Source organism: Streptomyces sp. NPDC037401, from assembly GCF_055602345.1.
The window spans coordinates 100,121-113,041 of sequence record NZ_JBVJWO010000012.1; the positions used below are offsets into that span (position 1 = coordinate 100,121).

The following is a 12,921-nucleotide window of genomic DNA, read 5'->3' on the forward strand; positions in this document are numbered from 1 at the left end:
GGCTACAGGAGCACGAACTGCCCCTCGGGGCCCTCCTCCTGATGGTCCAGCACCGACGCGGGGCGGCGTGCGGCGGCCGGTACGGGCAGTACGCCCCCCGCCCGCAGTGCGGCCCTGCCCAGCGGCGGCCCCACGTCCAGCGCGGCCCGCTCCGGAGCCAGGTCCGCCAGCAGGGCCAGGGTGGTGATCAGGCCCAGCAGTTCGGAGGTCCACTGCTGCGGCCACTGCGCCGGGCCCAGGGCCGCCAGGCCCTCCGCCTCCCGGTACGCGGTCCGCGCGGCGAACCACCGTTCCAGCACCCGCACCCGGCCGTGCTCGAATTCCCACACCTGCGAAGCGACCGGCGAGATCACCCCGGACCCCAGCAGCAGCGCCTCCGCCTCCGGGTCGTGGTCCGGCTCGGCGGGGTGCGGCGGGACCGCGGCGCGGACGTACGGGCGGCGCCCTCCCGGCAGTTTCGGCGCCTCGCCGCCGCGTGCCCCGCCGAGCTGTACGGTCAGCAGCCGGTGGCCCAGCTGCACTCCGGCCCGCCAGCGCTCCGGGTCCGCGGGCAGCGGGACCTCGTGGCCGGCGGGGCCGGACCGGCCGGCCGCCAGCACCCAGCACAGCACGTCCTCGGGTGTCACCCAGCACCGGTACAGGTCACCCAGTACTGCCGTCAGACCGGGTGCGAGATTGGGTTCCGCGCCGCCCGGACGCCGGTGCAGGGGCCGGACCCTACCGCCCCGCCCGGCCGGGAGGTGAGCTGTGACCTGCACGGATCCCGCGTCCTCGCGTACGTACAGCTGGTGCTCGTCCCGTACCCGCCACAGCTCCGGCCGCGCCGAGTCGATCAGCCGCTGGTCGGGCAGGAGCCACTGCTCGTGGAAGGGCTCGCACAGGACGCGCACCGGCTCGGGGAACTCCCCCGGGGACTGCGAGAACCGCGCGGTGCCGGCCCGCTGGCCCGGCAGTACGGCCGCGCCGCTGTGCGGGCTCCGCAGCCGGGTCGGGCGGAACAGCCGTTCCCGCTCGGCCCCTTCGGCGCGCACCAGCGCGTCCCAGCGGGTGCGCAGCGTGCGCGCGTCGGGCGCGACCACCCAGGAACGGCCCAGCCGCATCGGGGACACCGACCAGGGCATCAGATCGTCGAGCAGCGGAGTGTCATCGCTCACCGCACGCATGGTAGGCGGTGGTGCGCGGGGGCACGAAGAGCCCGGGCCGGGACCGGCCGGAAGCGCTACGCTCCGAGTGAGGCACTCGTGGCGACCGAGGAGGCGACATGAGCGAGTACAACGAGTACACGACGCCGTCGCAGGCCGAGGGGGAACGGCTCGACGAGGACACGGATCCGGCCGAGGCCAAGCACCCCCAGACCCTGCGCACCACTCCCTCCCAGGCGGAGGGCGAGCGCTCTGCGGAGGATGACGCGTGACCGTACAACCTGCCATGTGACACAACACCGCGCCCCATGACCGTGCCCGCACCGCGCGGCCACGCGGCTCAGTGTGCGTCGACGGTGACCGTGAAGGAGAACCGGTCGCCGCGGTACCGGATCCGGGCCACGTCCACGACCCGTCCGTCCTCGTCGTACGTCACACCGGTGTAGTGCAGGATCGGGCTGAGGAGCGGTACGTCCAGCAGCTCGGCGGTCGCCGGGTCGGCGAGCCGGGCCTCGACCGTGTCCGTGATCCGGCTGATCCGCACGCCGACCACGTCCCGCAGCACCTTGGTCATCGGCCACCGCTCCAGGTCCGCGAGCTCGACGCCCGCGGCCAGCTCGGGGAGCACGGCGTTCTCCGCCCAGTTCGTGGGCTCGCCGGTCTCCCCGTCCCGCCGCAGCCGCCGGTACGTGACCACCTCGTCGATGCCCGGGAAGTACTCGGAGAGCTCCCCGGGCACCGGCCCGCGCGTGTGCCCCAGCACCGTGGTGCGCTCGCCCGACTGCTGGGCCACGATCGCGTCGACCGAGCCCAGCAGCCGCACCGGCGCACCGCGCTGCGCCCCCGGCTCGATGAAGGTGCCGCGCCGCCGGTGCCGGCTGATCAGCCCCTCCTGCTCCAGCTCCTTGAGGGCCTGGCGCATCGTGAGCACGCTCACCCCGTAGTGCTCGGCGAGCTGCTCCTCGGTGGGCAGCCGGAGCGAGGCGTCCGGGGTGCGCCCCAGTATCGAGGCGCGCAACGACTGCGAGACCTGGTACCAGAGGGGCAGCTTCCGGTTCAGGACCAGCGAGTCGGGGGCGAAGGCGGTCACGCGGTGTTCTCCGTACGGGCGGGGCGACGTGCAGGAATGCTAGGCCCTCTACGCGCGGAAGTGACGCTCCAGTCCCTGCCAGACGTCGTCGTACCCGCGCTGGAGGTGCCCGGCGGACGCGGCCTGGGCGGTCGAGGTGATCGGCCAGCGGGTCTCGAACATGAACGCGAGACCGTCGTCGATCTTCTGCGGCTTGAGCTCTGCGGCGCTGGCCTTGTCGAAGGTCTCCCGGTCGGGGCCGTGCGCGGACATCATGTTGTGCAGCGAGCCGCCGCCCGGCACGAAGCCCTCGGCCTTGGCGTCGTAGGCGCCCTCGATCAGGCCCATGTACTCGCTCATCACGTTCCGGTGGAAGTACGGCGGGCGGAAGGTGTCCTCGCCGACCAGCCAGCGCGGCGCGAAGACGACGAAGTCGACGCCCGCCAGGCCCGGGGTGTCCGACGGCGAGGTCAGCACGGTGAAGATCGACGGGTCGGGGTGGTCGTAGCTGATAGTGCCGATGACGTTGAAGCGGTGCAGGTCGTAGACGTACGGGACGTGCGTGCCGTGCCAGGCGACCACGTCGAGGGGCGAGTGGGTGTAGGTCGCGGCCCAGAGGTTCCCGCAGAACTTGTTCACCACCTCCACCGGGCCTTCGACGTCCTCGTACGCGGCGACCGGCGCCTGGAAGTCCCGGGCGGCGGCGAGGCCGTTGGCGCCGATGGGGCCGAGGCCCGGCAGCTCGAACGGCTGGCCGTAGTTCTCGCACACGTACCCGCGGGCGTCGGCGTCCAGGAGCTCGACGCGGAAGCGCACGCCGCGCGGGATCAGTGCAATGTGACCCGGCTCCGCGCGCAGCAGGCCGAACTCCGTACGCAGCAGCAGGCCGCCGCGCTCCGGGACGATCAGCAGCTCGCCGTCCGAGTCGCTGAACACCCGGTCGGTCATGGAGGCGTTGGCGGCGTACAGGTGGATCGCCATACCGGTCCGCTGGGTCGCGTCGCCGTTACCGCCGAGGGTCCACAGGCCGGCCAGGAAGTCGGTGCCGGGGGCCGGGTCCGGCAGCGGGTTCCAGCGCAGCCGGTTCGGGTCGGGCACCGTCTCGGTGAACGGCCCGGTGCGCACGGAGCCGTTGTCGATCCGGACGAACGGCGGGTGCGCAGCCGACGGACGGATGCGGTAGAGCCACGAGCGGCGGTTGTGCGTGCGCGGCTCGGTGAACGCGCTGCCGCTCAGCTGCTCGGCGTAGAGGCCGAGAGGAGCGCGCTGGGGGGAGTTCCGGCCGATCGGCAGGGCGCCCGGCACGGCCTCCGAGCTGTGCTCGTTGCCGAATCCGGTGAGGTACCCCAGCCCCTCCGCCGTCTTCCTGGCCTGCTCGCTGCCGCCGCCCATTGCCCGCTCCCGATCTGCCGAAGGAATCCTATGGTCGACAGTAGGATTCCGCGGCCCGTCCGTCAACGGTCCGGAAATCCGTGCGATTGACCGTGCGCGAGGGGCTCTCAAAAGATGAACATTGCTCTACTCTCTCGCGCATGTCGTGGATCCGCAGGTTTCCTGCCGTGCCGGCGGCCCTCTTCGCCGCCCTCCTCGCCCTCGTCGCCCTCATGGCCGCCGCACCCGCGGCCCGGGCCCACGAAGAGCGGCCCGTCACCTTCCCCGACGGCTCCGGCTCCGTACCCGCCTACCGGACCGGCGAGCCCGACCTGCTGGTCTGCAAGACCGACCGCGCCGCCTTCGAGCGCCGCGTCGCGGACTTCCCCGACGCCCTGCGCACCCGCAACCTCACCCTCTTCGAGCGGTGCGTGAAGCAGGGCTACCGGCACCTCCAGCAGGCCGTCGACGCCGTCGACCGCCCCGGCATGAACATCGCGGTCCTCCCCGGCCTCTACGAGGAAGAGCCCTCGCTGCCCAAGCCGGCGGGGGAGTGCGCCCGGCTCAAGGCCCCGGACTCCGCACTCGGCTACCAGATCCTGTCCTACGAGCAGCAGGTGCAGTGCCGCCACAACCAGAACCTGGTCGCCATCCTCGGCAAGAAGAACCTGCAGATCGAAGGCACCGGCGCCTCACGCCTCGACGTGATCGTCGACGCCAAGTACCAGAAGCTGAACGCGATCCGCGCGGACAAGTCCGACGGCGTCTACTTCCGCAACTTCACCGCGCAGCGCACCACGTTCAACTCGCTGTACGTGCTCGCAGCGGACGGCTTCGTCATCGACGACGTCCTGACCCGCTGGAACGACGAGTACGGCTTCCTGACCTTCGCCAGCGACCACGGCCTCTACAAGAACTGCGAGTCGTACGGCAACGGCGACTCCGGCATCTATCCGGGCAGCGCCTCGAACATCAACGAGGGCCGCGGCTACGAGGTCCCGCGGTACTCCATCGAGATCACGAACTGCCGCAGCCACCACAACATGGTCGGCTACTCCGGCACGGCGGGCGACTCCGTCTGGGTCCACGACAACGAGTTCGACCACAACATGGGCGGCGCCTCCATGGACAGCGCCTTCCCCGGACACCCCGGACTCCCGCAGAACCACGCCAAGTTCGAGCGCAACGACATCCACGACAACAACCAGGACTACTACCGGTACGTCGCAGACGGCACCTGCGCCAAGGCGCCCGTCGAGCGCGGTTACGAGCAGGGCGTCGTCTGCCCGCAGATCTCGATGCCCCCGGGCACCGGCATCATCACCGCGGGCGGCAACTGGAACATCTACGAGAACAACTGGGTCTACGGACACCGGCGGGCCGCGTTCTTCCTCAGTGCCGTCCCCGCCTTCATCCGCGGCGAGGAGGCCTGGTCCAAGCAGGCCGACACCTCCCACCACAACCGGTACGCCGACAACGTCCTCGGCAAGGACAAGGCCGGCGCGTCCCGCCCCAACGGCATGGACGTCTGGTGGGACGGCCAGGGCAAGGAGAACTGCTGGCAGGACGGGCCCGACGGATCCACCCCGGGAACCCTGCCGCAGTGCGGCGACCGGCGCGGAGACCTGTCGGGCGGTTCCGCCCGGCTCGCCGGCGAGCCGGTCAAGCTCGTCCAGCTGCTCGTCTGCGCCGACTACAACGTCCAGGCGCGCCGCCTCCCGGCAGGCTGCGACTGGTACGGGGCCCGCGGCCTGGAGCGGGTCGAGACCCAGCTCGCCCTGGCCGTCGCCGCGGTACTGGCCCTCGTCGGCGGGGTGCTGTGGTGGCGCCGGCTGTGCGGGGACCGGCTCGGGACCCTGTGCACGGTCCTGGGCGCGGCCGGACTGGCCCTGGACGTGGCCGGATCCACCACCGCGCTCGCCGGCACGTTCGTACCGGCGCTCGCACTGCTCCTCCTCGGCGTCTGGTGGACCGGCGCCGGACTGGTCCTGCGCCGTGAACGCCCCTGGCTCGGCCGCACCACCCTCGTCCTGGGCGCACTCACCCTGCTGGACGCCTTCGACAAGGCCGTCCTGATGATCCCGTGGATTCCGCTGAGCCCCGCGTGGTTCCGCGGCCTGCTGGCCCTGGTCTGGGTGGTGTGGGCCGTCATCGCGGCCGCCCGCCCCGACGCCGGCCGCACCCCGGCCCGGCCGGGAGCCGGCGGTACCGACGGCCCCGGCGGTTCCGCCGGCGAGGTTCGTGAACCGGTCCCCGCCGGCCCCGCCGCTCCGAAGCGAGAGGCGGGGACGGCGGAAGGGGAGGGGAAGGCAGGCCCCGCGGGGGAGGGGACGCCGGGCGCGGCGGGGCCCGGCACCGGGCAGCGCACCGGGGACGGTGCCGAATGAGCCGCCCGCCCCAGGCCCGCACCGCTCCCCACCGCACCGCTCCCTGCCGCACGGCCCGGCGCACCGCGGCACTCGCCGCCGCAGTCGTCCTCGCCGCGGCCGGCGCCGCCGGTTGCGGTGGCCGGGCCACCACCCACCACAAGCCGGGCACCAGCCACGAACAGGCATCCGGACGCGCCGGCACCCTGCTCACCGCCGGGGACGGCTCTGGCCACCGGCTCCGGCAGGTCCCGGCCGCGGGCGCGCCGGAGGTCCGGCTCACCGTCCGCCCCGACACCGAGGACGGATGGAACCTCCAGCTCGCCGTCCGGAACTTCCGCTTCACCCCGGACAGCGCCGGCGGCGCCGCCCTCGCCGGCGCCGGGCACGCCCACCTCTTCCTCGACGGCCGCAAACTGGCCCGCCTGTACGGCCCCTGGTACCACCTGCCGGCCGCGCAGGTGCCCAAGGGCACGCACGATCTGACCGTCCGCCTCTACGCCGACGACCACACCGCCTGGGCCGTGGACGGCAAGCCCGTAGAGGCGGGCGCCCGCCTCACCCCGGCGACCGGCGGTCCCGGGACCGGCCATGCCCACGGCACCCCCACGCCTGGCGCTCCCGACCCTGGCGCTCCCGACCCGGGCGCACCCGACCCCGGCTCCGAGCCCGGCTCCGTCGTCGGGGCCGACCGGACCGTGACCGTCACCGTCCGCCGGGGCAAGGTGACCCCCGCCCCCGGCCGCGTCGAGCTCAAGCGCGGCCAGCGCGTGGCGCTCCGCGTCACCAGCGACCGCGCGGACACCCTGCACGTCCACGGCTACGACGAGGAACTGCCCCTGCCCGCCGGTGAGCCCGCCACCCTCGTGCTCACCGTGGACCGGACCGGCCTCTTCGAAGTCGAGACCCACACGACGGACCTGGTCCTGACCCAGCTCGTGGTGCGGTGACGGCGCCCGCGACCGGGGTGCCGGCCGCCGCCACCGGGCCCGTCACACCGCTGTCTCCCCTGTCGCCGCTCGCCCACGGGGTCGGCTCGCAGCACGACCTGCCCATCTCCCCCTTCTATGCCTTCGCGGGAGCCTTCGCCGCCCTCTTCGTCTCCTTCCTCGCCCTCGGCCTGCTCTGGTCGGCCTCGCGGTTCCGCGGGGACCGCTCCGGCCGCCCGCTGCCCGCCGCCGCGGAGCGCCTCGCCGACGCCCCCGCCACCCGGGCCGCGCTCCGCCTGATCGGGCTGACCGCCTTCCTCGCCGTCCTCCTGCACCTCCTCCTCGGCCCCGACGACCCGGACCGCAATCCGGCGCCCGGCGCCGTCTACGTCCTCCTCTGGGTCGGCCTCGTCCCCTCCTCCCTCCTCCTCGGCCCCGTCTGGCGCCTCCTCAATCCCCTGCGCACCCTGCACCTCCTGCTCTCCCACGCCTCCCGCGCCCTGCGCCGCGCGCCCGCTGCCGGGCCCGGCCGCCCCCTTCCGGCCCGCCTCGGCCTCTGGCCCGCCGCGGCCGGCCTGTTCGTCTTCACCTGGCTCGAACTCGTCGCCCCCGATCCCGCCTCGACCACCACCCTCCTGACCGCCCTCGCCGCCTACGCCGCCGTCCAGCTCGTACTCGCCGCCCGCCACGGCGAGCGCTGGTTCGCCCACGGCGACGCCTTCGAGGTCTACTCGACCCTCCTGGCCCGCCTCTCACCCCTCGGCCGCCGTGCCGACGGCCGGCTCGTCCTGCGCAACCCCTTCCACGGACTCGACGCCACACCCGAGCAGCCCGGCCTCGTCGCCACCGTCTGCGTACTCCTCGGGTCCACCGCCTACGACGGCTTCTCCGACAGCCCCGCCTGGATCGACACCGTCCAGACCTCCCCCCTCGGCCGCACTCCCGCGGCCACCCTCGGACTCCTCGCCGCGGTCACCCTCGTAGCCCTCCTCTACTGCTTGTGCGCCGCCGCCACCCGCCTGGTGTCCGGCGCACTCCCGCATCCCCTCACCGCATTCGCCCACTCCCTCCTGCCGATCGCGCTCGGCTACCTGACCGCCCACTACTTCTCCCTCTTCGTGACCGAAGGGCCACGCACCGTCATGGTGGCACTCGGCACTGACAACGCCCTCCCGGCCGCTTCCCCACTGGGTCCGGGCGCCCTCGCCGCCCTCCAGGTCACCGCCGTCGTCACCGGCCACGTCCTCGGCGTCGTCGCCGCCCACGACCGTTCGGTCCGGCTCTTCCCGCCCGCCCGCGCGGTGGCCGGGCAGCTGCCGCTGCTGATCCTGATGATCACGTACACCGTCGGGGGGCTCAGCCTCCTCCTGAACTGAGGAGCGGCATGATGGACCCCGTGCCTCCCGCCAACCCACTCCGCCGCGCCCCGGTCCAGCAGCGCAGCGCGGACCGCCTGGCCCGGATCCTCGACGCCTGCGCCGAGCTGCTGGACGAGACCGGCTACGAGAACCTGAGCACGCGGGCCGTCGCCGTGCGCGCGGGCGTCCCCATCGGCTCGGTCTACCGGTTCTTCGGCAACAAGCGGGCGATGGCAGACGCCCTCGCCCGCCGCAACCTGGACCGGTACGCCGACGGCATCGCCGAGCGCTTCGCCACCCTCCCGGCCACCGACTGGCGGCCCGTCGTGGACGCCGTGCTCGACGAATACCTCGCCATGAAGCGCACCGTCCCCGGCTTCGGCCTCGTGGACTTCGGCGTGCCGGCCCCGCCGGAGAGTGCGGCCGCGGACGCCAACCACGTCGTCGCCGCCCGGCTCGCCGAACTCCTCTGCGCGCACCTCGGCCGCACCCCTGACGCCGCCCTCCGCCTGGCCGTGCTCGTCGCCGTCGAGGCCACCGACGCCCTGCTCCAACTGGCCTTCCGCGCCGACCCGTCGGGAGATCCGCAGCTGATCGACGAGACCCGCGCCATGATGCACGCCTACCTCGCGCGCTCCCTCGACTGAGCGGGCCGCACCCCTCCCCTCCATGCCTACCGGTCGGTATGCTCGGGGCGCTCGCGTGCCGCAGCCCGCCGCCCCGGGAGGACCCGTGTCCGACGCCACCACCCGTACCGCCCTGCGCATCTGCCCCTTCTGCGAGGCCACGTGCGGACTCACCCTCACCGTGCAGGGCGCGGCCGTCACCGGCGCCCGCGGCGACCGGAACGACGTCTTCAGCCAGGGCTTCATCTGCCCCAAGGGCGCCGCGTTCGGGGCCGTGGACGGCGACCCCGACCGCCTCGCCACCCCTCTCGTGCGCCGCGGCGGACGGCTGCGCACGGCCGGCTGGGGCGAGGCCTTCCAGGCGGTGGCCGACGCCCTCCCCCCGCTCGTCGCACGCCACGGCCCCGGCTCCGTCGGCGTGGTGCTCGGCAACCCCAACGTGCACACCATGGCCGGGGCCCTGTATCCGCCCCTCCTGCTCCAGGCCCTGGGCACCCGCAACCTGTTCACGGCGAGCACCGTCGACCAGATGCCCAAGCACGTCTCCAGCGGACTCCTCTACGGCGACCCCCTGGCGATCCCCGTCCCCGACCTCGACCGCACCGACTTCCTGCTGCTCCTCGGCGCCAACCCGGTCGAGTCCAACGGCAGCCTGTGCACCGCCCCGGACTTCCCCGGCCGTCTCAAGGCCCTGCGCTCCCGCGGCGGCACCCTGGTCGTGGCCGACCCGCGCCGCACCCGTACGGCCCGGCTCGCCGACCGCCACCTCGCGCTCCGACCCGGCAGCGACGCCCTGCTCCTCGCCGCCCTCGCGCACGTCCTGCTCGAGGAGAAACTCGCCGCGCCCGGAGCCCTCGAAGGGCTGACCGAAGGCCTCGGGGAACTCGACGGGGCACTGCGCGCGTTCACCCCCCAGGCCGTCGCGCCGGCCTGCGACCTCCCCGCCGAGGAGATCCGTACCCTCGCCCGCGAGCTCGCCGCCGCCCGCACCGCCGCCGTGTACGGGCGCATCGGCAGCTGCACGGTCGAGTTCGGGACGCTGGCGAGCTGGCTCGTCGACGTCCTCAACATCCTCACCGGGAACCTCGACCGGCCCGGCGGGGCGCTGTTCCCGCTGCCCGCCGCAGGGCCCCGCCCCCGCCCCGCCGGACCGGGCAAGGGCTTCGCCCTGGGGCGCTGGCACAGCCGGGTCGGCGGTCACCCCGAGGCCAAGAGCGAACTGCCCCTGGCCGCAATCGCCGAGGAGATCGAGACCCCGGGGGAGGGGCAGATCAGGGCGGTCGTCGCCATCGCCGCCAACCCCGTGCTGTCCGCACCCGACGGCCGGCGCCTCGACGCGGCCCTGACCGGCCTGGAGTTCATGGTCAGCGTCGACCCGTACCTCAACGAGACCTCGCGCCACGCGCACGTCGTCCTGCCCCCGCCGCCGCCCTCCCAGAGCGCCCACCACGACTTCGCGTTCAACGCCTTCGCCATCCGCAACCAGGTCCGCTACACCCGCCCCGCCGTCCCGCTCCAGGACGGGCGGCTCGACGAATGCGAGATCCACGCCCGGCTGATCCTCGCCGCCACCGGCATGCACGGCACCGCCCCCGGGGCCGTCGACGACCTGGTCGTGCAGCAGACCCTCGCCAAGGCCGTCTCCGCCCCGCACTCCCCGCTCCACGGACAGGACCCGGCAGCCCTCGCAGCCCGCCTCACCGGCGAGAACGGCCCCGAGCGCCGCCTCGACCTGATGCTGCGCCTGGGCCCGTACGGCGACCTGTTCGGCAGCGCACACGGCAGTGGGGACGGTGGCGGGGACGGCAGGGGGGACGACGGCGGGCTGAACCTGGAGCGGGTGCTCGCCCGTCCGCACGGCATCGACCTCGGCCCGCTGCAGCCCCGGCTCCCCGGAGTGCTGCGCACCCGCAGCGGGCGGATCGAACTCCTCCCCGGCCCCATCGCCGAGGAGCTGCCCCGGCTGCGCCGCGCCCTGGCCGAGCGGCCCGCCGGCCTCGTCCTCGTCGGCCGCAGGCACCTGCGCTCCAACAACAGCTGGCTCCACAACATCCCGGCCCTCGTCGGCGGGTCCAACCGCTGCACCCTCCAGGTCCACCCCGAGGACGCGGCCCGCATCGGCCTGGCCGACGGCGGGCGGGCCCGCGTCACCGCCGAAGGCGGCAGCCTGGAGGTGCCCGTCGAGGTCACCGACGCCGTGCGCACCGGGGTCGTCAGCCTCCCGCACGGCTGGGGACACGACCGTGCGGGAGCCCGGCTGGCGGTGGCCTCGGCCGAGCCGGGCGCCAACGTCAACCAGCTCCTCGACGGCAGCCGGCTGGACCCGCTCTCCGGGACGGCCGTGCTCAACGGATTCCCCGTCTCCCTGGAGCCCCTGTCCTGAGCTGGGCTTTTGCTCGTATTGCTCGCGAGTTCACGTCTTGTTAACGCAACTGGACGGGACCTACGTTCGTCCGGACCGCCAGGCCCGGAGCCCCGAGTGGCGGATCCAAGGGCGAACGTGAGGTTCCTTCCATGCTGACCATTCTCGGCTTCGCCATGATCGCGACCTTCCTGGTCCTGATCATGATGAAGAAGATGTCGCCGATCGCGGCACTCGTACTGATCCCCGCACTCTTCTGCGTCGTCGCCGGACAGGGCGCGCAGCTCGGCGACTACGTCATCGAAGGCGTCGGCAAACTCGCGCCGACTGCCGCGATGCTGATGTTCGCCATCGTCTACTTCGGCGTGATGATCGACGTCGGCCTCTTCGACCCGATCGTCCGGGGCATTCTGCGCTTCTGCAAGGCGGATCCCCTGCGGGTCGTGGTCGGCACGGCCGTGCTCGCCGCCATCGTCTCGCTCGACGGCGACGGCTCCACCACCTTCATGATCACGGTTTCGGCCATGTACCCGCTCTACAAGCGGCTCGGGCTCAGCCTCGTCGTGATGACCGGTGTCGCCGCCACGGCCAACGGCGTGATGAACACCCTTCCCTGGGGCGGGCCGACCGCCCGCGCCGCGACCGCGCTCAAGCTCGACGCCGCGGACATCTTCGTCCCGATGATCCCGGCGCTCGCCGTCGGCCTGCTCTTCGTCTTCGGTCTCGCGTACGTCCTGGGCCTGCGCGAGCGCAGGCGGGTCGGATCCCTCACCCTCGGCAGTGACACCGAGATCACCACCGGTACCACCACCGACACCGCCGCTTCCGGCGACGTGCTCGTGGGCTCTACGGCCGGAACCGCCGCGACCGGGACCGCGACCGGGACCGGCGACGGAACGGGCTCCGCCGCCCCCGCCGCGGGCGGAGCGCCCGGCGCCGTCACGGACAAGTCCGAGTCCGAGCACGAGGGCGAGTCCGAATCCGAGCCCGGATTCCAGGGCCTGGACCCGAACCGCGCCACCCTGCGTCCCCGCCTGTACTGGTTCAACGCCGGGCTCACGCTGACCCTGCTCACCGCCATGATCATGGAGCTGCTGCCGATCCCGGTGCTGTTCCTGCTGGGCGCCGCGCTCGCGCTGACCGTCAACTACCCCCGCATGACCGAGCAGAAGGCCCGGATCGCGGCCCACGCCGAGAACGTGCTCAACGTCGCCGGCATGGTCTTCGCCGCGGCCGTCTTCACGGGTGTGCTGACCGGCACCGGCATGGTCAAGCACATGGCCGACTGGCTGGTCGGCGCGATCCCCGAGGGCATGGGCCCGCACATGGCCCTGGTCACGGGCCTGCTCAGCCTGCCGCTCACGTACTTCATGTCCAACGACGGCTTCTACTTCGGCGTGCTGCCCGTCCTGGCCGAGGCCGGTGCCGCCCACGGCGTCTCGCCGCTGGAGATCGCCCGCGCCTCGCTCGTCGGCCAGGCCCTGCACATGTCCAGCCCGTTGGTTCCGGCCGTCTACGTCCTCGTCGGCATGGCCAAGGTCGAATTCGGCGACCACACCCGCTTCACCGTGAAGTGGGCCGCCCTCACCTCCCTGGTCGTCCTCGGGGCAGGGATGCTTTTCGGCATCATCTGACCCTGGCGCGCAGAAAACTATCGGCGCTAGTTTGTAGGGTGTCAGCGAGGTCAGGCGCGCTCGT

General features: G+C 73.2%; 10 protein-coding genes. 7 read left to right on the forward strand and 3 right to left on the reverse strand.

Annotated features, from left to right (window positions below; translation table 11 throughout):
* Window positions 1-2: 2 nt before the first annotated feature.
* On the reverse strand, window positions 3-1,163 hold the full coding sequence (locus ACZ7H1_RS14935; protein WP_470786793.1) for a type ISP restriction/modification enzyme: 1,161 nt from the start codon (window positions 1,161-1,163) through the stop codon (window positions 3-5).
* A 98-nt stretch (window positions 1,164-1,261) separates the two neighbouring features.
* On the opposite strand from ACZ7H1_RS14935, the gene ACZ7H1_RS14940 reads away from it, so the two are divergent.
* Window positions 1,262-1,414 (forward strand): hypothetical protein, encoded by a 153-nt coding sequence (locus ACZ7H1_RS14940; RefSeq protein WP_470786795.1) that lies wholly within the window; start codon window positions 1,262-1,264, stop codon window positions 1,412-1,414.
* Between the two features lie 68 nt (window positions 1,415-1,482).
* On the opposite strand, the gene ACZ7H1_RS14945 is transcribed toward ACZ7H1_RS14940, so the two are convergent.
* Both ACZ7H1_RS14945 and hmgA read right to left on the reverse strand, forming a co-directional pair.
* Window positions 1,483-2,232 (reverse strand): GntR family transcriptional regulator, encoded by a 750-nt coding sequence (locus ACZ7H1_RS14945; RefSeq protein ID WP_470786797.1) that lies wholly within the window; start codon window positions 2,230-2,232, stop codon window positions 1,483-1,485.
* Between the two features lie 48 nt (window positions 2,233-2,280).
* Window positions 2,281-3,603: a homogentisate 1,2-dioxygenase gene (gene hmgA, locus ACZ7H1_RS14950; protein ID WP_470786799.1), complete on the reverse strand. Its 1,323-nt coding sequence runs from the start codon at window positions 3,601-3,603 to the stop codon at window positions 2,281-2,283.
* Between the two features lie 140 nt (window positions 3,604-3,743).
* Between hmgA and ACZ7H1_RS14955 the strand changes: the two genes are divergently transcribed.
* The 6 genes from ACZ7H1_RS14955 to ACZ7H1_RS14980 all read left to right on the forward strand — a co-directional run bounded on the left by ACZ7H1_RS14955 (window position 3,744) and on the right by ACZ7H1_RS14980 (window position 12,857).
* Window positions 3,744-5,969: a right-handed parallel beta-helix repeat-containing protein gene (locus ACZ7H1_RS14955; protein WP_470786801.1), complete on the forward strand. Its 2,226-nt coding sequence runs from the start codon at window positions 3,744-3,746 to the stop codon at window positions 5,967-5,969.
* A complete protein-coding gene (locus ACZ7H1_RS14960) occupies window positions 5,966-6,898 on the forward strand; it encodes a cupredoxin domain-containing protein (protein ID WP_470786803.1) in 933 nt (310 codons plus the stop codon). The genes ACZ7H1_RS14955 and ACZ7H1_RS14960 overlap by 4 nt, the downstream gene beginning before the upstream one ends.
* Before the next feature lie 59 nt (window positions 6,899-6,957).
* Window positions 6,958-8,253 (forward strand): hypothetical protein, encoded by a 1,296-nt coding sequence (locus tag ACZ7H1_RS14965; RefSeq protein WP_470786998.1) that lies wholly within the window; start codon window positions 6,958-6,960, stop codon window positions 8,251-8,253.
* An 11-nt stretch (window positions 8,254-8,264) separates the two neighbouring features.
* The gene (locus ACZ7H1_RS14970) at window positions 8,265-8,882 is read left to right on the forward strand and encodes a TetR/AcrR family transcriptional regulator (RefSeq protein WP_470787000.1); all 618 of its coding nucleotides are present in this window, start codon (window positions 8,265-8,267) and stop codon (window positions 8,880-8,882) included.
* A gap of 22 nt (window positions 8,883-8,904) precedes the next feature.
* Entirely contained in the window at window positions 8,905-11,244 is a 2,340-nt protein-coding gene (locus ACZ7H1_RS14975) for a molybdopterin-dependent oxidoreductase (RefSeq protein WP_470786804.1), read from the forward strand.
* Window positions 11,245-11,375: 131 nt separating this feature from the next.
* Window positions 11,376-12,857 carry a CitMHS family transporter gene (locus tag ACZ7H1_RS14980; RefSeq protein WP_470786806.1) on the forward strand — a complete coding sequence of 494 codons (1,482 nt, stop codon included), beginning with the start codon at window positions 11,376-11,378 and terminating at the stop codon, window positions 12,855-12,857.
* The last annotated feature ends 64 nt before the right edge of the window (window positions 12,858-12,921 follow it).